Raw genomic sequence first — 25,303 nt, forward strand, 5'->3', positions numbered from 1 at the left:
TCGTTCGGATTTTTGACTGAGTGTTCAACTTGCCCAGACATCGGGCACAATGCAACCGCGCGAAGGTCATGGGCCCTGACCTTTCCGGACGTGCCCCGGAGGCATCCGTATTTCTACCACGTTGCAGCCGCGCGCCCGGGGATGAATACTGCGCGCGCGAAAGGGGGCATCATGGATCGCATCGCCAGACGAGAGCACGGGCCGCGCGTGGCCGGAACCGGCGCGCAGGGCGCGGGGGCGGCGCGGTGAACATCGCCCATTGGCTTGAGCGGGTCGCACAGGTGAACGGCGCGGCCCCGGCGTTGTTCTCAGGGCGCGAGATGGTGGCGGACTACGCCCAGTTTCACCGGGCCGCCGCGGGGTTCGCCGCCGGACTTGCGGCAAGGGGAATCGCGCCGGGCGACCGGGTGGCGCTGTTCATGAAGAACTGCCCCGACTACCTTGTGGCGCTGTTCGGCACCTGGATCGCCGGGGCGGCGGCGGTGCCGGTCAACGCCAAGCTCCACCCGAAAGAAGCGGCCTTCATCCTCGAGGATTCCGGCGCCCGGCTCTGCGTGGTCACGCCTGACCTGTGCGCCGGGTTGGGGGCGAAAACGCGGGTCGACCTGATCGACGTGGCGGGGAACGGCTTTGCCACCATGTGCCGGACCGACCCCGCCCCGGTCGTGGACCGGTCGCCGGGCGATCTGGCGTGGCTGTTCTACACCTCGGGCACCACCGGGCGGCCCAAGGGGGTGTTCATCAGCCACGGCATGCTGATGGCGATGTCGCTGTCCTATCACCTCGATGTCGATCAGGTCGGGGCACGGGACGCCGCCTTCTACATGGCGCCGATGAGCCACGGTGCGGGACTTTACGCGCCGATCCACGTCGCAAAGGGCGCGCGCCATATCTGCCCGGCGTCGGGCGGGTTCGACGCGGCCGAACTGATCGAAGCGGCCCGCGACCAGGGGCCGCTGTCGATTTTCATGGCGCCGACCATGGTGCGCCGGTTCACCGATGCGGCCCGCGCGGCGGGCGACCGGGCGGCGGGGATCAAGACCATCGTCTATGGCGGCGGCCCGATGTACCTGGCCGACATCACCGAGGCTGTGGACTGGTTCGGGCCGAAATTCGTGCAGATCTACGGCCAGGGCGAATGCCCGATGTCGATCACCGTCCTGACCCGTGCCGAGGTTGCCGACCGCGACCACCCGCGCTGGCGCGAACGCCTCGGCTCGGTCGGGCGGGCGCAGAGCGTTGTCGAGGTGCGCATCGGCGATGCCGAGGGCAAGCCGCTGACGCCGGGCGAGACCGGCGAGATCATGGTGCGGGGGTTGCCGGTGATGCCGGGCTATTGGCAGAACCTCGAAGCCACGGCGAAAACGCTGGTGAACGGCTGGCTGATGACCGGCGATATCGGCGCGATGGACTCGGACGGCTACGTGACGCTGATGGACCGCTCCAAGGACGTGATCATCTCGGGCGGCACCAACATCTATCCGCGCGAGGTCGAAGAGGCGCTCCTGACCCATCCCGGCGTGCGCGAGGTTTCGGTGATCGGGCGCGCAAACCCGGAATGGGGGGAGGAAGTCGTGGCCTTCGTGGTGCGCGATGCCGAGGTTGACGAAACTGCGCTCGACGCGCACTGCCTTGCACAAATCGCGCGTTTCAAGCGGCCGAAAGCCTATTTCTGGCTCGATGAATTGCCCAAGAACAACTATGGCAAGGTTCTGAAAACGGACCTGCGCAAACGTCTGAAGGAGATGAAGGAATGACCGATCTGAGCGGAAAGACCGCCCTTGTGACAGGCTCGGTGCAGGGCATCGGCTTTGGCGTGGCCAAGGCGCTGGCGGGCGCCGGTGCACGCATCGCGGTGCATGGCATCTCCGGCGACATGGAGATCCGCGAAGCCTGCGAGGCCTTCGAGGCCGCCGGGGCGCCGGAGGCCGAGTTCTTTCACGGCGACCTGCGCAACCCCGACCGCATCGCCGCCCTGATGGACGCGGTCGAGGCCTGGGGCGGCGCGGACATCCTGGTCAACAACGCCGGTATCCAGCACACCGCGTCGATCGCCGACATGCCGGTCGAGACCTGGGACGCGATCATCGCGGTGAACCTGTCGGCGGCGTTCCACACCATGCGCGCGGCGCTGCCCCGGATGGCCGAACGCGGTTTTGGCCGAGTGATCAACATCGCCTCGGTGCACGGGCTGGTCGGATCGAAGGACAAGGCGCCCTATGTCGCGGCCAAGCACGGGCTGGTGGGCATGTCGAAGGTCGCCGCGCTGGAATACGCCGACGCGGGCAGCAAGGCCTCGGGCGGCGTCACCGTCAACTGCATCGCGCCGGGCTGGACCGAGACCGCGCTGATCCAGCCGCAGATCGCGGCCCGGGCCGAGAAATACGGCGGCGACCGCGACAAGGGCACCGCCGATCTGCTGGCGGAAAAACAGCCCTCGCACCGCACCTCGGACCCCGCAGAAATCGGCGCGCTGGCGCTGTGGCTGTCCTCGCCCATCGCCCATAACGTCACCGGCACCACCATTCCGGTCGATGGCGGCTGGACCGCGCAATAGGGGATTGAACCGGATCGGCCCTGCCGCGCACCTTGTGGTATCGGCAGCGAAAGGCGGGCGATGAACGCGGCGGAACGGGCGCTTGAAGCCTATCTTGTGGCCTCGGCCCGGCTGGGCGACCGGCGGGCGCTGTCGCAACTGGTGCGGCTGCGCGGGCCGCGCCTGTTTGCCCATGCGGCGCGGCTGCTGGGCGAACGCGAGGCGGCGCGCGATGTCGTGCAGGAGGCCTGGGTCGAGATCCTGCGCGGCCTGCACGGGCTGCGCGACGATGCGGCGTTTCTGCCCTGGGCGCTGCGCATCGTCAGCCGTCGGGTGGCCAGGGAAATCACCCGGCGCCAGCGCGGCAGGCAGCTGGCCGACGAGGTCGCCGCCGAGATGGACCCGGTCACCGCCGAGGCCGGCCCCGCCGGGGTCGACGCGGCCCAGGTGCGCGCCGCCATCGCCACGCTGCCGCGCGAACAGGCCGCCACGGTGGCGCTGTTCTATCTCGAAGACCTTGGCGTTGCCGAGGTCGCCACCGCGCTCGACGTGCCGGTCGGCACGGTCAAGACCCGCCTGATGCACGCGCGCCGGAAGCTTTATGCGCAATTGAAAGGAATGGACGATGAGTAAGCTCGATCAACTGATCCGTGAGGCGCTGGAAGGCGAGGATCGGGAAATCTTCGAGGAAACACAGGAATACGGCTGGTTCGCGCTGGGCCTCAAGCAGTTTCGCGGCAAGCTGGGCTGGGTCACATGGGTGATCATGGTCACCCAGACCGCGCTGTTTGTCGTCGGCGTCTGGTGTGCCGTGCATTTCTACCAGGCGACCGAGGTGCTGGGTGCGGTGAAATGGGGCATCTCGATGGCGGTGGCCTGGATCATCGGCGCCAGCCTGAAATTCAGCTTGATGCCGCAGATGCAGGCCGACCGCATCCTGCGTGAACTCAAGCGCGTCGAGTTGATCCTGGCGACGCGCCGGGGGGAGTGACCCGGCCGGCGGATACGCGAACGGCCGGGGACAAGCCCCGGCCGCGCCCCGCCATCGGCCCCGAAGGGCCGGGCAGTTATTTGTTCATCCGGTTCTCGATCAGGTCCTCGACCACGGACGGATCGGCCAGCGTCGAGGTGTCGCCCAGCGCGCCGTAGTCGTTTTCCGCGATCTTGCGCAGGATGCGGCGCATGATCTTGCCGGAACGGGTCTTGGGCAGGCCGGGCGCCCACTGGATGTGGTCCGGGCTGGCGATCGGGCCGATTTCCTTGCGCACCCAGTTGCGCAGCTCGGTCTTCAACTCGTCCGTGTATTCCTCGCCGTCCATCAGCGTGACATAGCAGTAGATCCCTTGCCCCTTGATGTCGTGCGGGAAGCCGACGACGGCGGCCTCGGACACGGCCGGGTGGGCGACCAGTGCGCTTTCGACCTCGGCGGTGCCCATCCGGTGACCCGAGACGTTGATCACGTCATCCACTCGCCCGGTGATCCAGTAGTAGCCATCCTCGTCGCGCCGGCAGCCGTCGCCCGAGAAGTAGTAACCCTTGAAGTCCGAGAAGTAGGTCTTCACGAAACGCTCATGGTCGCCATAGACCGTGCGCATCTGTCCGGGCCAGCTGTCCTTGAGGCAGAGCACGCCTTCGGCCACGGTATCGGTGATCTCGGCCCCGGTCTGCGGGTCGAGGATCGCCGGGACGATGCCGTAGAACGGCAGCGTGGCCGAGCCCGGCTTGGTCGGGATCGCGCCGGGAATCGGGGTCAGGATGTGGCCGCCGGTCTCGGTCTGCCACCAGGTGTCGACGATCGGGCGCGTGCCCTTGCCGACGGTTTCGTTATACCAGTTCCAGGCCTCGGGGTTGATCGGCTCGCCGACCGTGCCGAGCACCTTGAGCGACGACAGGTCGTGCTTGTTCACCGGCTCGGTGCCATGCGCCATCAGCGCGCGGATCGCGGTGGGGGCGGTGTAGAACTGGTTGACCTTGTGCTTTTCGCAAACCGCCCAGAACCGGCCCACGTCCGGGTAGGTCGGCACGCCCTCGAACATCAGGGTGGTGGCGCCGTTGGCCAGCGGGCCATAGACGATGTAGCTGTGGCCAGTCACCCAGCCGACATCGGCGGTGCACCAGAAGATGTCGCCATCGTGATAGTCGAACACGATTTCATGCGTCATCGCGGCCCACAGCAGATAGCCGCCGGTGGTGTGCAGCACGCCCTTGGGCTGGCCAGTCGAACCGGAGGTGTAGAGGATGAACAGCGGATCTTCGGCGTTCATCGGCTCGGGCGGGCAGTCCTCGGCGGCCTCGGCCATCAGCGCGGTGAAGGAATGGTCCAGGCCCTCCTTCATGCCCACATCCTCGCCGGTGCGTTCGACCACCAGCGCCTGCACGTCGCCGCAAATGGCGCGCGCCTTGTCGACATTGGCCTTGAGCGGCGTGTTGCGACCGCCGCGAGGCGCCTGGTCGGCGGTCACGATCAGCTTGGCGTCGCTGCCCGACACCCGCGCGGCCAGCGCCTCGGGCGAGAACCCGGCGAACACGATCGAGTGGATCGCGCCGATCCGCGTGCAGGCCAGCATCGCATAGGCCGCCTCGGGGATCATCGGCATGTAGAGCACGACGCGGTCGCCCTTGGCGATGCCCAGGCTCTTCATGACGTTGGCCATCTTGTTCACCTGGCGCGACACCTCGTTATAGGTGATGTGCCGGTCGACCTCGGGATCGTCCGACTCCCAGATGATCGCGGTCTGGTCGCCGCGGGTGGCGAGGTGACGGTCGACGCAGTTGACCGAGACGTTCAGTTCGCCGTCCTCGAACCACTTGATCGACACGTCGGGATAGCTGAAATCGACGTTCTTGATCTTGGTCGGCGCCTTGATCCAGTCGAGCCGCTTGGCCTCTTCGGTCCAGAACCCCTCGGGGTCGTTGATCGAGCGGTCATACATCTCGCGGTATTTCGCGGCATCGACATGGGCGTTCTTCACGAAATCCGCTGAGGGCGGATAGGTCTTGATTTCCGTCATGTGGGTCTTCCTCCTGCCTGGCCGGGTCGGGGGCCCGCGCGGTCGCGGGCCGGTCGGCTCAGATCGCCAGATATTCCTGCCGTAGCTCCTCGTTGTCGAGAACCTCTTTCGCGGCGCCGTCGAAGACGACGGTCCCGGTATCGAGGATCACCGACCGATCCGCAAGTTCCAGCGCGCGCAGGGCGTTCTGTTCCACCAGCACGGTGGTGATGCCCTGTTCCTTGATGATGTTGAGCGTTTTCTCGATTTCGTCGACGATCACCGGGGCGAGGCCCTCGTAAGGCTCGTCGAGCAGCAACAGCTTGATGTCACGCACCAGCGCGCGGGCGATGGCCAGCATCTGCTGTTCGCCGCCCGACAGTGTCGTGCCCTCCTGCTTGCGCCGCTCGCCAAGGCGCGGGAACAGCTCATAGACCCGTTCCAGCGTCCAGCCGATTGGCTCGGCGATCTGGGCGAGTTGCAGGTTTTCCTCGACCGTCAGGCCCTGGATGATGCGCCGGTCCTCGGGCACCAGCGCCAGCCCGTTCTGCGCGGCCTCGTAGCTTTTCATCTTGTGCAGCGGCTTGTGGTCGAGCCAGATCTCGCCATGCGTGACCAGCGGCGATCCGGTGCGCGCGATCGCGCGCAGGGTCGAGGTCTTGCCCGCCCCGTTGCGGCCCAGAAGCGCCAGGATCTCGCCTTCGTGGATGTTGAAGGTGACGCCCTGCACGATATAGCTTTCGCCGTAATAGGCGTGCACGTCCCAGGCCGAGAAGAACGCCGGCGCGGTCGCCGCGTGGTTGGCGAATTTCGAGAAATCGCGCGGCTCGCGGGGCTTGGTCTCGCCGATGAGGTTGTTGTCGGTCATTGCTTTGTCCCTTACGCCGATTCGCCGAGATAGGCTTCTTTCACCTTCGGATGGCCCTTGATCCTTTCGGGCGTATCCTCGACCAGCGGCGTGCCCTGGGCCAGCACGGTGATCCGGTCGGCCAGCGAGAACACGACGTGCATGTCGTGTTCGATGATCACCATGGTGATGTCGCGCTTCTGGTTGATCTCTTTCAGCAGCGCGATGGTGTTGTTGGTGTCGGCCCGCGCCATGCCCGCGGTCGGCTCGTCCAGCAGCAGAAGCTGGGGGTCCTGCGACAGGCACATCGCCATTTCCAGCCGCCGCTTGTCGCCGCGCGACATCGAGGCCGCATGCATGTTGCGCTTGTCCAGCATGTTCACGTCTTCCAGCACCTGCTCGGCATGTTCGACGATGTCGGCCTCATGCGCCACGGTGCGGAAGGCGTGCAGCCGGAACGCCCCGTCGCGCTTGGCGAAACATGAGATCATCACGTTTTCCATCACTGTCAGGTCGCCGAAGATCTCGGGCGTCTGGAACACCCGGCTGATGCCCATCTGGTTGATCTCGTGCGGCTTGCGCCCCAGCACCGACTGGCCGTTGAACATCACGCTGCCGGTGTCCGGGATCAGCTTGCCGACGAACACGTTCAGTAGCGTCGACTTGCCGGCGCCGTTCGGGCCGATGATGGCGTGCACGCTGTGTTCCGCGACCGAGAGGTTCACGTCCGACAGCGCCTGCAGGCCACCGAAGCGCTTGCCCACGCCTTTGACTTCAAGGATTCCCATTTCTCAGGTTCCTCCTACTCGGCCACGTGGGGCGCGGGTTTGGGTTGATGGGCGGCGTCGTCCTTGCCACCGGACTTCTTGCGGAACATGGCCGCGATGCGCTGACCGCCTTCGACGAGGCCGCCCGGCAGGAACACCACCACCAGCATGAACAGCAGGCCAAGCGTCAGGTGCCAGGACTTGCCGACGAAGAAGTGGCTGACGCCGATCAGGAAATCCTCGAGCCCGTCGGGCAGGAAGCCGAACCAGCCGTGCAGCACGCTGTCGTTGATCTTCGAGAAGATGTTCTCGAAATACTTGATGAACCCGGCGCCGAGGATCGGCCCCATCAGGGTGCCCGCGCCGCCGAGGATGGTCATCAGGACAACCTCGCCCGAGGCGGTCCACTGCATCCGCTCGGCGCCCGCCAGCGGGTCCATCGCCGCCATCAGGCCACCGGCCAGACCGGCATACATGCCCGAGATCACGAAGGCCGCCAGCGTGTAGGGGCGCGTGTTGATGCCGGTGTAGTTCAGGCGCGTCTGGTTGGTCTTGATCGCCCGCAGCATCAGGCCGAACGGCGAGCGGAAGATGCGCAGCGAGACATAGAAGGCGATGATCGCGATGATCGCGGTGAAGTAGTAGCCGTTGTTGAAGGTGAACTTCCAGCCGCCGATCACCGGCTCCCAGAAGTTGTCGTTCATCACCCAGCCGAAGAAATGCGGGCTGTTGGCCTCGGTCGCCCCGAGGAGAACCTGCGGGTCGTTGCCATAGACCTGAAGGCCGGTTTCGCCGTTGGTCAGCGGCGTCAGCACCGAATAGGCCAGGTTATAGGACATCTGCGCGAAGGCCAGCGTCAGGATCGAGAAGTAGATGCCCGAGCGCCGGAGCGAGACGTATCCGATCACCACCGCGAACACCGCCGACACCGCGACCGCCAGCGGCAGCCCGTAGACCACGTTGTAGTCGAGCAGTTTGTACATCCACACCACGGTGTAGGAACCGACGCCGAGGAAGGCCGCGTGGCCGAACGAGAGATAGCCGGTGAGGCCGAAGAGGATGTTGAAGCCGATCGCGAAGATGCCGAAGATCGCGAAGCGCTGCATCAGGTCGGGATAGCCCGCGTTGAAGGTCGCCAGCCCCGAGCCTTCGGGGAAGGGCTGCAGCAGGATCGGTGTCGCCATCGTCAGGAAGATGACGATCAGGAGAAAGCGGGTGTCTTTTCTGGAAAGGCCAAGCAGACGCATTGACTTAGTCCTCCATCACGCCGGCACGGCCCAACAGGCCCCGCGGACGGGTCAGCAGAATGATGATTGCGACGAGGTAGATGATGACCTGGTCGATACCGGGGACGATCGCCTTGATCTCGTTCATCGAGGCGAAGCTTTGCAGGATGCCGAGCAGGAAGCCGGCAGCGACCGCGCCGGGCAGCGAGCCCATGCCGCCGACCACGACGACGACGAAGCTCAGCACGAGGAAGTCCATCCCCATGTGATAGTTCGGCGCCAGGATCGGGGTGTACATCACCCCGGCGATCCCCGCGACCGCGGCGGCGATCCCGAACATGATGGTAAAGCGGCGGTCGATGTTGATCCCCAGCAGCTCAACCGTCTCGCGATCCGCCATGCCCGCGCGCACCACCATGCCGAAGGTGGTGAAACGCAGGAAGGAGAACACCGCGCCGATCACCACGGCGGCGAAGGCGAAGTAGACCAGCCGCCAGTAGGGGTAGATGATCACGTTCGGGTCGAAGCCGATCAGCCGTCCGAAATCGAACGAGCCGGTGAAGGCATCCGGCGCACCGGTCTGGATCGGGTTGGCGCCGAAGAAATACTTGATCAGTTCCTGAAGCACGATGGCCAGGCCGAAGGTCACGAGGATCTGGTCGGCGTGCGGGCGCTTGTAGAAATGCTTGATCAGCCCGCGCTCCATCACGAACCCGACCAGCAGCATCACCGGGATCGCCACCAGGATCGCCAGCGGCACCGACCAGTCGATCAGCCATTCGCCCACATCGGGGCCGAACCAGCTGTCGACATAGGGGACGTTCACCTTGAGCGGGTTGCCGAGAAAGTCGGTCTTGGTCTCGTCGATCTGTTCGAACGACATGCCGAACAGGCGCTGCAAGCTGACCGCGACAAAGGCCCCGATCATGAACAAGGCGCCATGGGCGAAGTTCACGACCCCGAGCGTGCCGAAAATGAGCGTCAGGCCCAGCGCGATCAGCGCATAGGCCGATCCCTTGTCGAGCCCGTTCAGGATTTGAAGAATGATGGCGTCCATGGTCCCCACCCGTGCGTGTTCAGGAAAAGCCGGGTCTGTTGCCCGGTTTCGATGATGGCCGGGCGGGGAAGACCCCCGCCCGGCCACGGCGTGTCATTCGCCGATCATGCGCCGTCGTTGCACTCGCCCAGCGAGGCCTCGTCGCCACCGAACATCGGGTGGTTCGGCGGGTAGATGACCTGGTCGACCGGGGTGACTTCGACGATCTCGAGGTTGTCATACTCGGTGGTCGGGTTCTCGGCCCCCTTCATGACCAGCACGTCCTTGAAGCACTGGTGGTCCTCGGCGCGATACAGCGTCGGACCGTTGCCCAGCCCGTCGAACTCGAAGCCTTCGAGGGCCTCGACCACGGCGCAGGGGTTGAAGGCGCCGGCGCGGGTCACGGCGTCGGCATAGAGGATGGTCTGCACATAGCAGGTGTGCGCCGAACCCGACGGCGGACGGCCGAACTTTTCGCCGAACGACTTCACGAAGGCCTGGGTGCCCTCGTCGGTCAGCTGCCAGTTCCAGTTCATCGACCCGTAGACGCCCTTGATGTTGTCGCCGGCACCGGCGGCCATCAGCTCGGAGTAGAGCGGCACGACGATCTCGAACTGCTTGCCGTTGGCCATCGCGTCGCGCAGGCCGAACTGCACCGCCTGCGACAGCGAGTTGACCATGTCGCCGCCGTAGTGGTTCAGGATCAGCACGTCCGCGCCCGACTGAAGCACCGGCGTGATGTAGGACGAGAAGTCGCCCGCGCCGACCGGGGTCAGCACGTTGTTGACGGTCTCCCAGCCGATCGCCTCGGTCGAGGCCTGGATCGATTCCTGCTGCGTCCAGCCCCAGGTGTAGTCGGCGGTCAGGTGATAGGCGCGACGGTCGGTGCCGTAGACGTTCTTGAGCACCGGGCCGAGGGCCGCGGCCGACATGTAGGCGTTGAAGAAGTGGCGGAAGCCGTTGGCCTTGCGGTCCTTGCCGGTGGTGTCGTTCGAGTGGGTCAGACCCGCCATGAACATGATGCCGGCGTCCTGGCACAGGCTCTGCACCGCGACGGCCACGCCCGAGGACGAGCCGCCGTTGATCATCAGGACCCCGTCCTTTTCGATCATCGACTTGGCCGAGGCGCGCGCCGCGTCCGACTTGGTCTGGGTGTCGCCGGTCACGAACTCGACCTTCTTGCCGAGGATGCCGGTGCCATCGAGAACCTTCGACGAGAAGGTGTTCAGCATCCCGCCGTCACCGATCCCGTTGATGTGCTCGACCGCAAGCTCCTGGGCGCGCAGCTCGTCCAGCCCTTCTTCGGCATAGGGGCCGGTCTGGGGCACGTTGAAACCAAGCTTCACGGTCGAGCCGGTGGGCTCGTTGGTGAAGCCCATGGCGCCAGACGTGAAGATCGTCGGCAGAGCAAGGCCGGCGCCGGTGGCGGCACCCGTCTTGATCAGCCCACGACGGGTGAAATTGGTCTTGGACATGGAAATCCTCCCGTTTTGTGATCCGGACGCGGCCCTCCTCGCACGCGCCCCGGGCTCTTTACAGAGCTGGCGCAATATTGCGGGCAGACAGAAAATCCCGCAACAACTCCTTCGGGATAAACGATTTTTTTGTAAACAAATGAACAAGTAATGTGCTATTCTTGTAAAGAAATTTTCGCGCACATGCAGAAACCGCATGGAAAACAAAGGGAATCGCGATGGCGGTCTCGGGACTAACCGGCAGTCGTATCCGCGAGAGGCGCAGCGCCATTGGCCTGCGCCAGGCCGATCTGGCGCGCGCCGTCGGCATCTCGCCGGCCTATCTCAACCTGATCGAACACAATCGACGCAGAATCGGCGGCAAGCTGCTGGTCGACCTGGCCCGCGAACTGTCGGTCGAGCCGACGCAACTGTCCGAGGGGGCCGAAGCCGCCGTTCTCAGCCAGTTGCGCGACGCCGCCGCGCGCCTGTCGGGTGCAGCCGCCGGGCAGGCCGCGCCCGAGCTTGACCGGGCCGAAGAACTGGTCGGGCGGCTGCCGGGCTGGGCCGGGCTGGTCAACGCCCAGGCGCGCCGGATATCCGAGCTTGAACGCCTGGTCGAAACCCTGTCCGACCGCCTGACCCATGACCCGCAACTGGCCGCCTCGCTGCACGAGATGCTGTCGTCGGTCACCGCGATCCGCTCGGCCGCCTCGATCCTGACCGAGACCCGCGACATCGACCCCGACTGGCAGGCCCGGTTCCTGCGCAACGTGCGCGAGGAAAGCCAGCGTCTGTCCGACAGCGCCGAGGGGCTGGTGGCCTATCTCGATACCGGCGGCGACATGACCGAACGGCCCCTGTCGCCCGCCGACGAACTGGCCGCCTTCATCGAGGCCGCCGGCTATCACTTCGCGCCGCTCGAAGAGCCCCGGGGCGGCGAGGCCGAGATCGAGGCGCTGCTGGAGACCGCCGACACCCTGCGCGACCCCGGCGCCATCGCGATGGCGCGCGACATGCTGGGGCGGTACCTGGCGGACGCGCGCGCGATGCAGGCCGGGCCGTTCGCCACTTCGCGCACCGCCACCGACGATCCGGGCCGTCTGGCCGAGGCGTTCGGGGTCGGGCCGGACGCGGTTTTGCGCCGGATCGCCTCGCTGACCGGGGCCGACAGCGGGCTTGTGGCCTGCGATGGTTCGGGGACGCTCACCCTGCGCAAGCCCATCGCCGGGTTTTCGCTGCCGCGTTTCGGCGCGGCCTGCCCGCTGTGGCCGCTCTACCGCGCGCTGGTGCGCCCGTCGCAGCCGGTCAGCGCGCTGGTCGAGATGCCGGGGCGGGTCGGGCGGCGGTTTCTGTGTCACGCGATCTGCATGCCGCGCGCCACCACCGGGTTTTCCGCGCCGATGGTGTTCGAGGCGACGATGCTGATCCTGCCCGCCCCCGACGCGGGCGGCCCCGCCGACCCGGTCGGAAGCACCTGCCGGATCTGCCCGCGCGAAGGCTGCGCGGCCCGGCGCGAACCGTCGATCATGGGCGACCAGGGATGACTTGAAGCCGGTTTTCGCGCAGAATTCGGGCAGAAAGGACCGCCATGCCGACGCGCCATATCGCCCTGTTCCTCCTTGTCACGTTCGGCTGGAGCTGGGGGTTCTGGTCCATCCCGATGCTTGATCACCGCGGCGTGCACTTGTCCGACACGTTGATCCGCCTGACCCGCGGCGGAACACCCGCCGCCTGGGGACCGCTGGTCGGGGCCCTGGTCGTGGCCAGCGTGCGCGGCGGTTTTTCCGGCGTCTGGTCGCTGGCCCGCCGTGCCGGGCGTCTGCGGATCGGCTGGCGCTGGTATGCGGTGGTGTTCCTGACCTTTCCGGTTCTGGTCGGCGGATCGGCGGTGATCGCGAGCCTGGCCGGGGTGCCGGCATTCGGCGGCGAGGTCTGGACCCAGCCGATCGCCATCCCGGTTGCGTTTTTCTACATCCTGTTGCTCGGCGGCCCGTTGCAGGAAGAATTCGGCTGGCGCGGCACGCTGCTCGACCCCTTGCAGGACCGGCTCGGCGGGCTTGGCGCGAGCCTCGCGGTGGGGGCGGTCTGGTCGCTTTGGCATGTGCCGCTTTTCTTGTTTCCGAACGACGCCGCACCCTATTACGGCAAGCCCTTCTGGGGCCTGCTGGTCACGCTCATGTCGATTTCGGTTCTGTTCACCTGGGTCTGGAACCGCACCGGACGCTCGATCACCGCGGTCCTGGTGCTGCATGCCATGTTCAACCTGTCGCACTGGCTGTTCCCGGCGCTCGAGAGCGACCTGGCCGGTCTGATCCTGTTCGGCGCGCAGTTCCTTGCGGTCGGGCTGGTGATCGCGCGCGACGGCGTGTCGCTTGGTCGGCGGGGCGAACCCTGAACACAAGGTTTTGACACGCGGCCATGCTTTGGGGATAGTCGGCGCCAACGGTCGTTCGGGAGCGGCCGGAAGGGGAGCACATGCCGAAAAAGATCGTTGTGGTCGAAGACGAGCCCAACATCACCGAGGCGATCAGTTTCATCCTGAGCCGCGACGGCTGGGAGGTTTCGACCCACGCCAATGGTGAGACCGCGGCCGAGGCGGTGCGCGCCGCCGCACCCGATGCGGTGGTGCTCGACGTGATGTTGCCGGGGCGCTCGGGCTACGAGATCCTCCAGGATCTGCGCGCCGACCCGGAGTTCGCCGCGCTGCCGGTCCTGATGCTGACCGCGCGCGGCCAGAAAAAGGATCGCGACCTGGCCGACCGGCTGGGCGCGACCCGGTTCATGACCAAGCCGTTTTCCAACGCCGAGATGCTGAAAGCCCTGCGCGAAATCGCCGGGGATCTGGACTAGGCCGATGGCGGGACGGCGTGACAGGGTCTTTCTAGCCCAGAGCACATACCGTCGCCGCCGGCTGATCGACGCGGTGCGCATGGTGCCGGTGATCGGGCTGTTGTTTTTCCTCCTGCCGATCCTGGGATCGGGCGGCGAGACCCGGGCAACCTCGTCGGGCGGTATCTACCTGTTCTCGGTCTGGCTGGTGTTGATCGTGGTCTCGGCGGTGCTGACCCGGCTTTTGTCGCGCGGCACCCAGGGCGTCGGCTCGGACCCGCGTGAACCCGGCGGCGGGGAGCCGCTCTGATGGTCAGCTTCAACCTGCTGGTCTTCGTCTCGCTTGCCTATGTCGCCTTCCTGTTCGGCGTCGCCTTCGCCGCCGACAAGTCCTCGCGGGCGGGACGCGGCAAATGGCTGCGCGCGCCGATCGTCTATACCCTGTCGCTGTCGGTCTATTGCACCGCCTGGACGTTTTACGGCGCGGTCGGCTACGCGGCGCGTTCGGGGCTTGAATTCGTCACCATCTATCTCGGCCCGACCATCGTGATGGCGGGCTGGTGGTGGGTGTTGCGCAAGCTGGTCAGGATCGGGCGGGCGCAGCGCGTCACCTCGGTCGCCGACCTGATTTCGTCGCGTTACGGCAAGTCGACCCTGCTCGGCGTTCTCGTCACGCTTCTGGCTGTGGTCGGAACCACCCCATACATCGCATTGCAACTGCAGTCGGTGACGCTGTCGTTCGGCGTTTTCGCCCCCGACCGGGTGATCGGAGGGGGATCGCCCCCCGGCGAGCACACGATTTCGCTTTGGGTCGCGGCGGGGCTGGCGGTGTTCACGGTGATGTTCGGCACCCGCAACCTCGACGTGAACGAACGCCACCACGGCGTCGTCACCGCCATCGCGGTCGAGGCGGTGGTCAAGCTGGTGGCGCTGCTTGCGGTCGGGATCTTCGTGGTCTGGGGCGTTTCGGGCGGCCCGGCCGATATCGCGCGCACCATCGACGCCTCGCCGATCGCGGACTGGAACCTGAACGGCGGGCGCTGGGCGATGCTGACCTTCCTGTCGGCGGCTGCGGTCCTGACCCTGCCACGGATGTTTCAGGTGCTGGTGGTCGAGAACGTCGACGAGAACCAGCTTGCCACCGCCGCCTGGGCCTTTCCGCTCTACATGTTCTGCATGAGCCTTTTCGTGGTGCCGATCGCGGTGGTCGGGTTGAACGTGCTGCCGGCGGGGTCCAACCCCGACCTGTTCGTGCTGACCGTGCCCCTGCATTTCGACAAGAACACGCTGGCGATGCTGACCTTTCTCGGGGGCTTCTCCTCGGCCACCTCGATGGTGATCGTCGCCGCCATTGCCCTGTCGACGATGGTGTCCAACCACATCGTGATGCCGCTGTGGCTGTCTTTGCGCGCCGACAGCGCCACGATGGCGGGCGACGTGCGCCATGTCGTCCTGATGGCGCGGCGCTTTTCCATCGCGGGCGTTCTGGCGCTGGGCTACTTTTACTACAACCTGTCGGGCGGCGGCACCGCGCTGGCGGCGATCGGGTTGATCTCGTTCACCGGCGTGTCGCAGGTGCTGCCGGCGATGCTGGGCGGCATCTTCTGGCGCGGCGCGACCCGGGTGGGGGCGACCGCCGGTCTGCTGGTCGGCTTTGCGATCTGGATTTACGCGCTGTTTCTGCCGTCCTTCGGCAACGTGTTCTCGCCCGAGATGATGGCACAAGGCCCGTTCGGCATCGGCTGGCTGCGCCCGCAGGCGTTTTTCGGCATCGAGGGCATGGACCCGGTGGTGCATGCGGTGTTCTGGTCGATGGTGCTCAACACGCTGTGTTTCTTCGGCTTCTCGATCATGTCCTTCCCGACCCCGCTGGAACGGCTTCAGGGCGCGCAGTTCGTCGACGTGTTCGAGCATTCGCGCTCGGCCCGGGGTTGGACCCAGAGCGCCGCCGAGGCCGAGGATCTGCTGGTCATGGCGCAGCGCATCATGGGCCCGTCCGAGGCCCAGGCACTGTTTCAATCCATCGCCGCCGACCAGGGCAAGACCGGCTATCTGCCTGACACCACGCCCGATTTCCTGGCAACGCTGGAGCGCGAGTTGTCCGGCTCGGTCGGGGCGGCCACGGCGCATGCGATGATCGGCCAGATCGTCGGCGGTGCGTCGATTTCCGTCGAGGACCTGATGGCTGTGGCAGACGAGACCCAGCAGATGCTGGAATACTCCAGCCAGCTCGAGATCCAGTCCGAGGAGCTCAGCCGCACCGCGCGCAAGCTGTCGGAAGCCAACGAGAAACTGACCAAGCTGTCGATCCAGAAAGACGCCTTTCTCAGCCAGATCAGCCACGAATTGCGCACGCCGATGACCTCGATCCGGTCGTTCTCCGAGATCCTGCAGGACGGATCATTGGCCCCCACCGATCAGCGCAAGTATTCCGGCATCATCCAGGACGAGGCGATCCGGCTGACGCGGCTTCTGGACGATCTGCTCGACCTCGCGGTGCTCGAGGCCGGGCAGGTCACGCTGAACATCCAGCGCGCCAGCCTGCGCGACGTGATCGACCGGGCGGTGGCCGCGGCCGGGTCGCGCGGGCGCGGCGCCCCGCTCGATCTGCGCCGCGATCCGGCCAGCGAGGACGTGACGATCGAGACCGACACCGACCGCCTGGCGCAGGTGTTCATCAACCTGATCGCCAATGCGCGCAAATACTGCGATGCGGACGCGCCGCGCCTGACCATCCGCGTGAACCGCCGCGACGGGCTTCTGGTTATTGATTTCATCGACAACGGATCGGGCATTCCATCCGAAAGCCAGGTGATGATCTTCGAGAAATTCTCGCGCCTGACCGATCATCAGAAGGCCGGCGGCGCGGGGCTGGGGCTGGCGATTTGCCGCGAGATCATGGACAAGCTGGGCGGCGAGCTGACCTATCTGCCGGGGCAGGGCGGCGCCGCGTTCCGGGTCACCATGCCGGCGCAGCAGGCGGACGCGGCTGCCTGAGGGCGCGGCGCCGAGTTCCGTCAGGATTTCAACGCTTTGTAAACCTTGTTCTGCGACACCTCGGGGTGAACGCAGCCATGAGCCGGACCGGATGAGCGATGATGATCGGCCAAGCGCGCTGAGGCGCAAGGCGGGCGCGGGACGCGCACCGCCCGAGACCGGACAGCCCAGCCTGGACCGGGTGCTGAGGCTCGCGCTCGCCCAGGCGGCCGAGGGTGTGGCGGGGCTGGCGCTGATCGCCGGCCCGGTCGAAGACGTGCGCACCACGCTGGCGGCATTGACCGAAACCCTGTCCGAGACCACGCTGATGGCGCTGCTCGAGGGGCCGGACAGCCGTTTCGGGCTGGCGGTGCTGGACGGCGATCTGGTGGCCGCGCTGATCGAGGTGCAGACCACCGGCCGGGTGGTGCCGCGCCGGGCCGAGCCGCGCGTGCCGACCCGCACCGACGCGGTGATGTGCGCCGACATGATCGACCGGGTGTTCGAGATCGTCGAGGACAAGGCGGCCGCCGCCGGCCTGCCCGATGCGCCGCAACTGTCGGGCTACCGTTTCGCCCTGGCGCTGGGCGAGCCGCGCACAGTCGGCCTCACCCTGGCCGATCAGCCCTATCGCCGGTTCTCGGTGCCGGTCGACCTCGGCGGCGGCGCCAAGTCGGGCCGGATCGACCTTGTCCTGCCGGCAGAGCCGCCCCGGCCCGCGCACGCCGGGGGCGGCGACGCCGGGTTCGCCGCGGCCATGGCAGCGCAGGTCATGTCCAGCGGCGTGGCGCTGTCGGCGACGCTGTGCCGGATCGAGATGACGCTGGCCAAACTGACCGCGCTGGCCCCCGGGCAGATCCTCACGATCCCGGCCCGTGCCCTGTCCGAGATCGCGATCGAAGACCTCGGCGGCGCGATGGTCGGGCGCGGGCGGCTGGGCCAGTCGAACGGCCACCGCGCGGTGCGCCTGACGCTCGACCCGGCGCCGCCCGATCCGCCCCCGTCCGCACCACCAGAGCCGCCGGACCCGCCGCAACCGCCGGATGTGGCGTTATGACACCTCCCGCCGGCAACCGGCACGGGCTTGACTTGCATCAAGGCCGAAGCCACCTCAACCAGAGACGATGCGCTGCACCAGCGGGAGAAACGCTATGATCGACACATCGAAATACCGCGCGATCCTCGAGGCGCGGCGCGCCGAGTTGACCGAGCGCCTGCATGAGCTTGACGAGACTCTGGACAGCCACCAGTCGAAGGATTGGGAAGAGCTTGCGATCGAACGCGAGCATGACGAGGTGCTCGAACGCATGGGCAGTTCGGGGCAGGTGGAAATCGCCAAGATCCAGGCCGCGCTGGCGCGGATGGACGCGGACGAATTCGGCTATTGCGTCAGTTGCGGCGACGAGATTTCGACCGAGCGTCTGGACGTGGTGCCCTACACCCCGTTCTGCCGCGTCTGTGCCGCCAAGCACGACTAGAGCGAAACCCGACCCGGCCACGGGACAAGGAGGCGACAATGGCATATGAAGACATCCGCGCGGCGATCGACCTGATCACCGATCAGATCGCCCGCCACCCCGAAGACCGTGCCCGCCTGCACCGGCAATTGTGCGCCCGGCTGGCCGAAATGCGCCGTCAGGGCCTGGCGGTGCCCGCCGATCTGGCTGACCTGGCGGTGCAGATCTCTTGTGACAACGACGATACCGACGCCTCGGACGAGGCCGCCGATCTGTTCGACAACATGCCGGTCTGAAGGCACGCAGGCGTCAGGTAACGATCACGCCCACGATCACCATGATCAGCCCGAAGGCCGACAGCATCAGCGAGCCGAAATTGAGCGTCATCGCCCCGCGCACCGCGGCGCGCAGCGCCTCGTCGTCCAGGCCCGCGCGTTTCGCCTTGAGCACCTTGAGCGCCGAGGCGACAAGCCCGGTCAGCCCCGCGACCGAAACGATCACGCCGATGATGATGAGCCAGCCCATTCGCGCCCCCGGTTCCGCCCAGTGTCAGGTGCCGAGCAGATACCGGGCGATGCCGTAGACGTAAAGGCCGGAGAACAGGATGTTGATGTATTTCAACTGCCGCTCGCCGTGCAGCCAGGCAAAATAGATCCACAACAGACAGAACGGCAGGCCCAGGAACATCGGCCACGGCCCCCAGTCCTGCACCAGCGCGATGGTCGATCCCATCCCCAGCGCAAAGGCCAGCCACTTCAGTTCCTGTTCATATCTCGACATCGGGCGCTCCGAGCTGGTCCGGCCGCTCGGGTGACAGCGCGCGCAGTGTGGACGGATCTGTCCACGGTCGGTCGCGACGCCGTCAGGCGGCCGGAAGGTCAATTTTTCGGGGTGCCGGCACCGGGCGAAATGCCCCGGCTAGGGCGCGACCCGGCGTGCACCCGGTCATGCCGGGGCCGTCGGTCCGCCCGAACCTGTTAGCGAAAAACGCCGCCCCGCGCAACGCCCGCACTGGCGGTTTTGGCCACTTGCGGGGCGCCGGTCGGGCCGCTAGCAAGGGGGCCCAACCCCCCGGAGGACGAAAATGGACGCACCGATCGAAGACAGCCAGACCCAATCCAGCTACCGCGTCACAGCCGACGAGCTGCGCCAGTTCATCGAGCGCTTCGAGCGGCTCGAAGTGGAAAAGAAGGACATCGCCGACCAGCAGAAAGAGGTGATGGCCGAGGCCAAGGGGCGCGGCTATGACACCAAGGTCATGCGCAAGGTGATCGCGCTGCGCAAGCGCGACCGCGACGATATCGCCGAGGAAGAGGCGGTGTTGGAAATGTATAAGGAGGCGCTGGGCATGTAGCCCTGAACGCGGAACTGTTGTTCGATTTCGACAAGCGCGGTGCGCCCCCCGGCGCCCGCAGCGTCAGGCGGTCAAGAGCGTGACCCCCGGTATCCGCGCCACCTCGAGCATGTCGTCCTCGTAGGCCGCGGTCAGCGACTCGACCAGTTCCGGCGGCCAGCCGGGCAGGTCGATCTCTTCCTCGATCTGTTCGTCGATCGCGTATTTGTCCAGAAAGGCCGCCAGCACCCGCCGGCGCTGAATCTCGTTGGCGGGCGGGTGGGTGCCGAGATAGGTGCGCAGCCGCTTCACCCCCTCGCGCGCCATGATCCGCGCCAGCACGTCGAAGCCGCCCATAAGCTGCACCTGCGGGTCGATGCCGGCGACCTCGTGCATCACCTCGGGCCAGATCATCGCGGTGTCTTCGTTGCACCAGACGGTGATCGGGCTGTCGGGGTTGGCCTCGCGGATGTCACGCACCACTTCGGACCACAGGAACGCCTCGGGTTCGATCGAGGCGCGGAAATGCGGGAACGGCGTGTCGGTCAGCTTGGCATGCAGCGCCGGCACCCAGGTTGCCGGGTCACGCACCGCCATGAAGAACTCGACCTTGGCGTCGGGAAACAGGTTGCGCAGCGCGAAGGTCTTGTCGCGCGCCTTGGGATAGAGCACATCGCCGTCGACCGCGGCCCGGGGTGCGCCCATGAAATTCTCGTGGCTCAGAACGATTCGCTCGGCGCTGTCGGTGTCGAGCATCGCCTCCAGCAGCACGTCCTGGGTGTCGGGGCTGGCCTTCTGGCCGCCCAGCGTGTTCACCGCGTTGCTGACCAGTTGTCGATAGCGGCTGGGCGCCGGCACCGCGATGCCCTCGTTGACCATGACATCGGGGTTCTTGAGCAGCGACTTGATAAGCTGATCTTCGTCCGTGCAATGGGCGCCGATATGATACGAGATATGCATAAGGCCAATGACACCGGGTTACCGCCCTCATTTATAGCGTGTTTTCTGGACAGTGAAACCGGTTTCGCGGTAAAGCTGTGCGGTCATGGTCGAGCAAAACACTCAACTTATTCCCTCACGCCGCCGCATGGGCCTGCCCGGCCCGTGGTCGGCGGGTGCGCTGGTGATCGGGGCGGCGGTGGTGCTGCCGATCCTTGCCGTGGTCTGGATCGCGCTGACGCCGGTGGAAAACGTCTGGCCGCACCTGATCGAGACCACGCTGCCGCGCTACCTGGGCAACACCGCGGTGATCGCGGGGTCGGTCGCGCTTCTGGCCGCAATGGTGGGCACGGGGGCGGGCTGGCTGGTGGCGATGTATCGCTTTCCGGGGTCGCGCTGGCTGGAGTGGCTGCTTTTGTTTCCGCTGGCGATCCCGGCCTATGTCGGTGCCTATGCGCTGGTCGATTTCCTCGAGTATTCCGGCCCGGTCCAGACCGGGTTGCGCGGCCTGTTCGGCTGGGACAGCGCGCAGGACTACTGGTTTCCGCAAATCCGGTCGCGCTGGGCCGCGGTGGTGGTGCTGGCCGCGGCCCTCAGCCCCTATGTCTACCTTCTGGCGCGCACCGCGTTTCGCGAGCAATCCGGCGGCATCTACGAGGTGGCCCGCGCGCTGGGCGCTGGCCCCTTCGCGCGGTTCTGGCGCGTCGGCCTGCCGCTGGCCCGCCCCGCCATCGCCGCAGGCTCGGCCATCGTGATGATGGAGACGGTATCGGATTTCGGCGTGGTCGATTTCTTTGCCGTGCAGACCCTGACCACCGGCATCTTCACCACCTGGCTCGAGATGGGAAATGCCGGCGGGGCGGCGCAGATCTCGCTGGTGATCCTGGCTGTGGTGCTGGCGCTGGTCGGGATCGAGAAGGCCAGCCGCTCCAAGAGCCGCTTTTACCAGGCCGCCCGCCACCAGCGCCCGGTGATGCCGATCCGCCTGACCGGTCCCGTGGCCTGGATCGCCACCGCGCTGTGCCTGGTGCCGTTCGCGGTGGGTTTCGTGCTGCCGGTCGGGGTGATCTTCGCCCATGCCGTCGCCAATGCCGAGGGCTGGCTGGCCCCGGGTCTGGTCGGAGCGCTGATCAACACGCTGACGGTCGGCGGCATCGCGGCGGTGGTCACGGTGGCGGCGGCGCTGTTTCTGGTCTACGGCGTCAAGCTGACCTCCAGGAAACTACCCAAACGCGTGCTGCCGATCTCGACCATCGGCTATGCCGCGCCGGGCGCGGTTCTGGGCGTCGGCATCCTGATCCCGCTGGCAGCACTCGACAATACGCTCGCGGACGGGGTGCTGGCACTGACCGGGTGGGACCCGGGGCTGATCCTGACCGGCACCGCCTTTGCCGTGATCTACGCCTATGTGGTGCGTTTCTTCGCCATCGCGCAGGGCGCGGCCGATGCGGCGCTCGACCGGGTGTCGCCGTCGCTGCCGATGGCGGCCCGCTCGCTCGGCCGCTCGGCCGGGGGGGCGTTGCGGTCCGTCTACCTGCCGCTCATCCGCGGCTCGGTCGGCACCGCGCTGCTTTTGGTCTTCGTCGATTGCGTCAAGGAATTGCCGGCCACGCTGCTGCTGCGCCCGTTCAACTACAACACGCTGTCCACGCGGGTCTACGAGAAGGCCTCGCTCGAGCAGATCGGCGAAGCGGCGCCCGCGGCGATGCTGGTGATCCTCGTCGGCCTCGCCGCCGTTGCCCTGATGGCCCGCGCCAGCCGCTGATCGAAGCGCTTGAACGGCGCGCGCGGAGGGACTAAACGAAGCCCGGCGCCCCTATAGCTCAGCTGGTAGAGCAACTGATTTGTAATCAGTAGGTCGGCGGTTCGAATCCGTCTGGGGGCACCATTCATCAAGGCTGGGTCAGGGACGCCGCGGGGCGACTCGCGTCAATCGTCCCTGGCGGCTATGCGCACCCCGGAGGGGCAACCCGCGCCGATCCTTGTGCCGAGGGGCAGGGGGATCGGGTCAGGTCCGAACAGGTAGCCGGTCACTTGCGGGCCCATCCAGTCCAGTTCCGTCGCGAACAGAAGCGCTGCATCATCCGCCACATCGGCGCGCGTGCGTCCGAGGTCCTCCACAAATGTTCCCGTCACGCTGAAGCCCAGTTGCTGCATGTAATGACTCGCGAGAATGGAGTTGGCCACCTGAACGCCGCAGCCATGCCGGTAAGTGACAAGTGCCTCGTAGACGTAGAACTCCGGCAGCCAGTAGCCGGTGCCGCCGCTCCGCAGATAGATGCGGGGTTGTTCGCTACTGCCGGTCTCGCGCCAATGTGCGGCGATCTCCTCGGCATCGGCGCGCAGCATGTCCATCATACGACCTTGGGTTGTGGGTGTTAGGAACTGGTATTCTGTATAGGCCCGGTCAAGCCCCGGCAGCCGTGCCAGCGGCGCCGGGTTCACGCCGACGAAGGTGACGAGCGCCACCATGAACGCCTGCCATCCGACGAACAGGACGGACAGGGTGGGGCGTGGATTGGCCAGCGCCAGCGACAGCACGAGCGCCGCGCCCATCAGGTAGGGCACGAACAGCCTAAAGCCGAACATCATGTGCTGGCCGGAGGCGCGGCTGGCATAGAGCAGGAACAGAACAAGACTGAACGCCGCGCCGCGCAGAATGGCCTTCGACAGCGGCGCGTTCCTGTTCGGCGATGCCGGGCGTGCAAGCAGGGCGAGCAGCACCAGGCCCGACACCACGGCGAAGTTCAGCAGCGCGGAAACGCTGTCGATCGGGGCGCGTCCGCCAAGCGCAAACTTGAGATAGTAGGAGGTCGGAAAGATGTCGCCATAGTAGGTGGCCGCAAACAGCAGCCAGCTTGACGCGACTGCCGCGCACAGCGCCGCGCCGACCCAGAGCGCGGGGCGGCGGTATTCGACCACGAGAATGGCCAGCAGGATCGGCGCGGTGACAAGAGCGCTGTCATGACGGGTCAGAAACATCAGCGCGGCCAACAGCCCGAGCCAGAGGAAATCCCGGGTGCCGGCCGCACCGGCCCGTTTCAGCACGATCAGCCGTGAAACGAACAGGGTGGCGAGACACGCCAGGAGCGCCGTCTCCAACCCGCCGATCGTCCAGAGCGCCAGGAACGGCGAAAACAGCGACGCCGCCGTGAAAAGAACCAGCGCGGAGCCACGCAACCCGGTCTCACGGATCGCCACGAACCAGCCTGCGAGCACCAGAACGGGGGCGAGCAGGCGATACCCCGTCACCGGATCAAGCCCGAACAAGGCCAATCCGGTTTCCAGAAGCGCATGCAGCGGCGAGGTCAGCGCGGAGACCTGTTCGCCGAGGTTGTAGACGAGGCCGTTGCCCGCCGCCGCATTCTGCGCGTAGCGCCCGACAATATAGGCGTCGTCCGCGACGAACGGCCAGAACAGGGCACAAAGCGTCAGGAAAACCGCCGCACTACCGGCGATGATGGCGCGGTCCGTGTCGAAGGTGCGGGTCTGGGCCGGTCTGTCGGCCTCTGGATCGAGAATGGTCATTTGCGAAACCTGTCCGACCTGTCGGGCAAAAAAACGGCGGCTTTCTGTCGGAAGGGAGGAAGTTTCGGGGGCGCGCCGGTATTTCGATGCACCCCGCCACAGCCCCCGCGAAATTGCCCTTGCGTCCCCGCGCCGCCACGGGCAAGCCGGGCGGATGAGACGCTTGGCCTTTCTGTTCGAGAACGCGCCGTTTCTCGCCGCCGGGGTGTTGCTGACGTTCATGTCCAGTTTCGGGCAGACGTTCTTCATCTCGGTCTTTGCGGGCGAGATCCGGGTGGCGTTCGATTTGTCCCATGGCGAATGGGGCGGCATCTACATGATTGGCACCGGCGCGTCGGCGATCGTGATGGTCTGGGCCGGCGGGCTGACCGACAGGTTCCGGGTGCGCACGCTGGGTCCGATCGTGCTGGTCGGGCTGGCCACGGCGGCGCTGGCGATGGCGCTCAACCGGGTGGCGTGGCTGTTGCCGGTGGTGATCTTCTCATTGCGCTTTTTCGGGCAGGGCATGACCAGCCATATCGCGGTGGTGGCCATGGCGCGCTGGTTCGTGCGCGCGCGCGGCCGGGCGCTGTCGATCGCCACGCTGGGTTTTGCGCTGGGCGAGGCGCTGCTGCCGATCCTGTTCGTGGCGCTGATGACCGTGGTGGCCTGGCGCAATCTCTGGATCGCGGCGGCGGTGATCTGCCTGATGGGCGTGCCGGTGCTGGCCTGGCTCCTGGGCAAGGAGCGCACGCCAGCCGCCTTTGCCGAGACCGACAGCTCGACGGGCATGTCCGGGCGCCACTGGACGCGCGGGCAGGCGCTGGGCAACCCGCTGTTCTGGCTGATGTTCCCGGCCATCCTCGGGCCATCGGCCTTCAACACCGCGTTCTTTTTCCACCAGGTGCATTTCGCCGAGATCAAGGGCTGGGCGCATGTCGATCTGGTGGCGATGTTTCCGCTCTATACGCTGATGGCGGTGGTGGCGATGGTGTCGTCGGGCTGGCTGCTCGACCGGCTGGGCACGGCGCGGCTGATGCCGTTCTACCAGGTGCCCTTCGCCATCGGTTTTCTGTGTTTCGCCTTCGCCACGGGGCCGCTGATGATGTTCCTGGGGTTCGTCTTTCTCGCCCTGTCGACCGGGGCCAACGCGACGCTGCCCAACGCCTTCTGGGCCGAGTTCTACGGCACCGCACATATCGGCGCGATCAAGGCGATGGCGGCGGCGGCGATGGTGCTGGGATCGGCGATCGGGCCGGGGCTGACCGGGGTGCTGATCGACCTCGGCTTCGGGCTGGAACGCCAATACGTCGCCATTGCGGGTTATTTCCTGACGACCACGGCGATCATGGCGTTCGGCATCTCGCGCGCGGCCCGGTCATTGCCGCCCGCCGTCGGTTGAG

25 protein-coding genes and 1 tRNA gene are annotated in these 25,303 nt (G+C 66.4%); 16 read left to right on the plus strand and 10 right to left on the minus strand.

The genetic code is table 11. The features are described 5' to 3' along the window. Positions 1-245 precede the first annotated feature (245 nt). Genes FVF75_RS07165 through FVF75_RS07180 form a run of 4 tightly spaced genes read left to right on the plus strand, consistent with a single transcriptional unit; the run spans position 246 to position 3,527 of the window. Complete coding sequence (locus FVF75_RS07165) at positions 246-1,757, plus strand: class I adenylate-forming enzyme family protein (protein ID WP_148377249.1); 1,512 nt, start codon at positions 246-248, stop codon at positions 1,755-1,757. Then, a complete protein-coding gene (locus tag FVF75_RS07170; protein ID WP_148377250.1) occupies positions 1,754-2,557 on the plus strand; it encodes a 3-hydroxybutyrate dehydrogenase in 804 nt (267 codons plus the stop codon). Before FVF75_RS07165 ends, FVF75_RS07170 begins: the two co-directional genes overlap by 4 nt. A 60-nt stretch (positions 2,558-2,617) precedes the next feature. Beyond that, complete coding sequence (locus FVF75_RS07175; protein WP_148377251.1) at positions 2,618-3,169, plus strand: RNA polymerase sigma factor; 552 nt, start codon at positions 2,618-2,620, stop codon at positions 3,167-3,169. Beyond that, positions 3,162-3,527, plus strand: a complete 366-nt coding sequence (locus tag FVF75_RS07180) for a DUF6768 family protein (protein ID WP_148377252.1) — start codon at positions 3,162-3,164, stop codon at positions 3,525-3,527. Before FVF75_RS07175 ends, FVF75_RS07180 begins: the two co-directional genes overlap by 8 nt. Positions 3,528-3,603: 76 nt before the next feature. Here FVF75_RS07180 and acs read toward each other — a convergent pair whose 3' ends face one another. From acs to FVF75_RS07210, 6 genes are all read right to left on the minus strand, one after another. Next, positions 3,604-5,547 (minus strand): acetate--CoA ligase, encoded by a 1,944-nt coding sequence (gene acs / locus FVF75_RS07185; protein ID WP_148377253.1) that lies wholly within the window; start codon positions 5,545-5,547, stop codon positions 3,604-3,606. Positions 5,548-5,605: 58 nt separating this feature from the next. After that, on the minus strand, positions 5,606-6,394 hold the full coding sequence (locus tag FVF75_RS07190) for an ABC transporter ATP-binding protein (protein ID WP_148377254.1): 789 nt from the start codon (positions 6,392-6,394) through the stop codon (positions 5,606-5,608). An 11-nt stretch (positions 6,395-6,405) separates the two neighbouring features. Beyond that, positions 6,406-7,161, minus strand: a complete 756-nt coding sequence (locus FVF75_RS07195) for an ABC transporter ATP-binding protein (protein ID WP_148377255.1) — start codon at positions 7,159-7,161, stop codon at positions 6,406-6,408. A gap of 14 nt (positions 7,162-7,175) precedes the next feature. Then, entirely contained in the window at positions 7,176-8,381 is a 1,206-nt protein-coding gene (locus tag FVF75_RS07200; protein ID WP_148377385.1) for a branched-chain amino acid ABC transporter permease, read from the minus strand. Positions 8,382-8,391: 10 nt separating this feature from the next. Then, positions 8,392-9,423 carry a branched-chain amino acid ABC transporter permease gene (locus FVF75_RS07205; protein WP_148377256.1) on the minus strand — a complete coding sequence of 344 codons (1,032 nt, stop codon included), beginning with the start codon at positions 9,421-9,423 and terminating at the stop codon, positions 8,392-8,394. Between the two features lie 104 nt (positions 9,424-9,527). Then, positions 9,528-10,877: a substrate-binding protein gene (locus FVF75_RS07210; RefSeq protein WP_148377257.1), complete on the minus strand. Its 1,350-nt coding sequence runs from the start codon at positions 10,875-10,877 to the stop codon at positions 9,528-9,530. Positions 10,878-11,095: 218 nt separating this feature from the next. On the opposite strand from FVF75_RS07210, the gene FVF75_RS07215 reads away from it, so the two are divergent. From FVF75_RS07215 to FVF75_RS07250, 8 genes are all read left to right on the plus strand, one after another. Then, positions 11,096-12,403: an XRE family transcriptional regulator gene (locus FVF75_RS07215; RefSeq protein ID WP_148377258.1), complete on the plus strand. Its 1,308-nt coding sequence runs from the start codon at positions 11,096-11,098 to the stop codon at positions 12,401-12,403. A gap of 44 nt (positions 12,404-12,447) precedes the next feature. Continuing rightward, positions 12,448-13,254 carry a CPBP family intramembrane glutamic endopeptidase gene (locus FVF75_RS07220; RefSeq protein ID WP_148377259.1) on the plus strand — a complete coding sequence of 269 codons (807 nt, stop codon included), beginning with the start codon at positions 12,448-12,450 and terminating at the stop codon, positions 13,252-13,254. 80 nt (positions 13,255-13,334) lie between these two features. Continuing rightward, positions 13,335-13,709, plus strand: coding sequence for a response regulator transcription factor (locus FVF75_RS07225; protein ID WP_148377260.1), 375 nt, complete (start codon positions 13,335-13,337; stop codon positions 13,707-13,709). A gap of 4 nt (positions 13,710-13,713) precedes the next feature. Then, on the plus strand, positions 13,714-13,998 hold the full coding sequence (locus tag FVF75_RS07230) for a hypothetical protein (RefSeq protein ID WP_148377261.1): 285 nt from the start codon (positions 13,714-13,716) through the stop codon (positions 13,996-13,998). Further along, positions 13,998-16,685: an ATP-binding protein gene (locus FVF75_RS07235; protein WP_148377262.1), complete on the plus strand. Its 2,688-nt coding sequence runs from the start codon at positions 13,998-14,000 to the stop codon at positions 16,683-16,685. The genes FVF75_RS07230 and FVF75_RS07235 overlap by 1 nt, the downstream gene beginning before the upstream one ends. 91 nt (positions 16,686-16,776) lie before the next feature. After that, entirely contained in the window at positions 16,777-17,721 is a 945-nt protein-coding gene (locus FVF75_RS07240) for a FliM/FliN family flagellar motor C-terminal domain-containing protein (protein WP_148377263.1), read from the plus strand. 94 nt (positions 17,722-17,815) lie between these two features. Next, on the plus strand, positions 17,816-18,142 hold the full coding sequence (locus tag FVF75_RS07245; protein ID WP_148377264.1) for a TraR/DksA family transcriptional regulator: 327 nt from the start codon (positions 17,816-17,818) through the stop codon (positions 18,140-18,142). A 38-nt stretch (positions 18,143-18,180) separates the two neighbouring features. Further along, positions 18,181-18,417, plus strand: a complete 237-nt coding sequence (locus FVF75_RS07250) for a hypothetical protein (RefSeq protein ID WP_148377265.1) — start codon at positions 18,181-18,183, stop codon at positions 18,415-18,417. Positions 18,418-18,430: 13 nt separating this feature from the next. Here FVF75_RS07250 and FVF75_RS07255 read toward each other — a convergent pair whose 3' ends face one another. Beyond that, positions 18,431-18,646: a hypothetical protein gene (locus FVF75_RS07255; RefSeq protein ID WP_148377266.1), complete on the minus strand. Its 216-nt coding sequence runs from the start codon at positions 18,644-18,646 to the stop codon at positions 18,431-18,433. 24 nt (positions 18,647-18,670) lie between these two features. Next, a complete protein-coding gene (locus FVF75_RS07260) occupies positions 18,671-18,901 on the minus strand; it encodes a peptidase (RefSeq protein WP_148377267.1) in 231 nt (76 codons plus the stop codon). Positions 18,902-19,205: 304 nt separating this feature from the next. Here FVF75_RS07260 and FVF75_RS07265 point away from each other — a divergent pair, with 304 nt between their 5' ends. Continuing rightward, positions 19,206-19,475 (plus strand): DUF2312 domain-containing protein, encoded by a 270-nt coding sequence (locus FVF75_RS07265; RefSeq protein ID WP_148377268.1) that lies wholly within the window; start codon positions 19,206-19,208, stop codon positions 19,473-19,475. Positions 19,476-19,538: 63 nt separating this feature from the next. On the opposite strand, the gene FVF75_RS07270 is transcribed toward FVF75_RS07265, so the two are convergent. Then, on the minus strand, positions 19,539-20,414 hold the full coding sequence (locus tag FVF75_RS07270; protein ID WP_148377269.1) for a hypothetical protein: 876 nt from the start codon (positions 20,412-20,414) through the stop codon (positions 19,539-19,541). 127 nt (positions 20,415-20,541) lie between these two features. Here FVF75_RS07270 and FVF75_RS07275 point away from each other — a divergent pair, with 127 nt between their 5' ends. Continuing rightward, positions 20,542-22,158 carry an ABC transporter permease gene (locus FVF75_RS07275; RefSeq protein WP_246138021.1) on the plus strand — a complete coding sequence of 539 codons (1,617 nt, stop codon included), beginning with the start codon at positions 20,542-20,544 and terminating at the stop codon, positions 22,156-22,158. A gap of 47 nt (positions 22,159-22,205) precedes the next feature. Then, positions 22,206-22,281: transfer RNA gene (locus tag FVF75_RS07280), tRNA-Thr, on the plus strand. 41 nt (positions 22,282-22,322) lie between these two features. Here FVF75_RS07280 and FVF75_RS07285 read toward each other — a convergent pair. Continuing rightward, positions 22,323-24,143, minus strand: coding sequence for a glycosyltransferase family 39 protein (locus tag FVF75_RS07285; protein ID WP_222861199.1), 1,821 nt, complete (start codon positions 24,141-24,143; stop codon positions 22,323-22,325). Between FVF75_RS07285 and FVF75_RS07290 the strand changes: the two genes are divergently transcribed. Next, on the plus strand, positions 24,076-25,302 hold the full coding sequence (locus tag FVF75_RS07290; RefSeq protein WP_148377272.1) for an MFS transporter: 1,227 nt from the start codon (positions 24,076-24,078) through the stop codon (positions 25,300-25,302). The two genes, FVF75_RS07285 and FVF75_RS07290, sit on opposite strands and share 68 nt — an antisense overlap. Position 25,303 lies beyond the last annotated feature (1 nt).

It is taken from the genome of Maritimibacter fusiformis, assembly GCF_008086115.1.
Lineage (GTDB): Bacteria > Pseudomonadota > Alphaproteobacteria > Rhodobacterales > Rhodobacteraceae > Muriiphilus > Muriiphilus fusiformis.

Bases quoted from the DNA above. Each gene is read 5' to 3' on its own strand.
- FVF75_RS07170 (WP_148377250.1), top strand. From the start codon at position 1,754: ATGACCGATCTGAGCGGAAAGACCGCCCTTGTGACAGGCTCGGTGCAG.
- FVF75_RS07175 (WP_148377251.1), top strand. From the start codon at position 2,618: ATGAACGCGGCGGAACGGGCGCTTGAAGCCTATCTTGTGGCCTCGGCC.
- FVF75_RS07180 (WP_148377252.1), top strand. From the start codon at position 3,162: ATGAGTAAGCTCGATCAACTGATCCGTGAGGCGCTGGAAGGCGAGGAT.
- acs (WP_148377253.1), bottom strand. From the start codon at position 5,547: ATGACGGAAATCAAGACCTATCCGCCCTCAGCGGATTTCGTGAAGAAC.
- FVF75_RS07190 (WP_148377254.1), bottom strand. From the start codon at position 6,394: ATGACCGACAACAACCTCATCGGCGAGACCAAGCCCCGCGAGCCGCGC.
- FVF75_RS07195 (WP_148377255.1), bottom strand. From the start codon at position 7,161: ATGGGAATCCTTGAAGTCAAAGGCGTGGGCAAGCGCTTCGGTGGCCTG.
- FVF75_RS07205 (WP_148377256.1), bottom strand. From the start codon at position 9,423: ATGGACGCCATCATTCTTCAAATCCTGAACGGGCTCGACAAGGGATCG.
- FVF75_RS07210 (WP_148377257.1), bottom strand. From the start codon at position 10,877: ATGTCCAAGACCAATTTCACCCGTCGTGGGCTGATCAAGACGGGTGCC.
- FVF75_RS07215 (WP_148377258.1), top strand. From the start codon at position 11,096: ATGGCGGTCTCGGGACTAACCGGCAGTCGTATCCGCGAGAGGCGCAGC.
- FVF75_RS07220 (WP_148377259.1), top strand. From the start codon at position 12,448: ATGCCGACGCGCCATATCGCCCTGTTCCTCCTTGTCACGTTCGGCTGG.
- FVF75_RS07225 (WP_148377260.1), top strand. From the start codon at position 13,335: ATGCCGAAAAAGATCGTTGTGGTCGAAGACGAGCCCAACATCACCGAG.
- FVF75_RS07230 (WP_148377261.1), top strand. From the start codon at position 13,714: ATGGCGGGACGGCGTGACAGGGTCTTTCTAGCCCAGAGCACATACCGT.
- FVF75_RS07235 (WP_148377262.1), top strand. From the start codon at position 13,998: ATGGTCAGCTTCAACCTGCTGGTCTTCGTCTCGCTTGCCTATGTCGCC.
- FVF75_RS07240 (WP_148377263.1), top strand. From the start codon at position 16,777: ATGAGCGATGATGATCGGCCAAGCGCGCTGAGGCGCAAGGCGGGCGCG.
- FVF75_RS07245 (WP_148377264.1), top strand. From the start codon at position 17,816: ATGATCGACACATCGAAATACCGCGCGATCCTCGAGGCGCGGCGCGCC.
- FVF75_RS07250 (WP_148377265.1), top strand. From the start codon at position 18,181: ATGGCATATGAAGACATCCGCGCGGCGATCGACCTGATCACCGATCAG.
- FVF75_RS07255 (WP_148377266.1), bottom strand. From the start codon at position 18,646: ATGGGCTGGCTCATCATCATCGGCGTGATCGTTTCGGTCGCGGGGCTG.
- FVF75_RS07260 (WP_148377267.1), bottom strand. From the start codon at position 18,901: ATGTCGAGATATGAACAGGAACTGAAGTGGCTGGCCTTTGCGCTGGGG.
- FVF75_RS07265 (WP_148377268.1), top strand. From the start codon at position 19,206: ATGGACGCACCGATCGAAGACAGCCAGACCCAATCCAGCTACCGCGTC.
- FVF75_RS07270 (WP_148377269.1), bottom strand. From the start codon at position 20,414: ATGCATATCTCGTATCATATCGGCGCCCATTGCACGGACGAAGATCAG.
- FVF75_RS07275 (WP_246138021.1), top strand. From the start codon at position 20,542: ATGGGCCTGCCCGGCCCGTGGTCGGCGGGTGCGCTGGTGATCGGGGCG.
- FVF75_RS07290 (WP_148377272.1), top strand. From the start codon at position 24,076: ATGAGACGCTTGGCCTTTCTGTTCGAGAACGCGCCGTTTCTCGCCGCC.
- FVF75_RS07285 (WP_222861199.1), bottom strand. From the start codon at position 24,143: ATGAACGTCAGCAACACCCCGGCGGCGAGAAACGGCGCGTTCTCGAAC.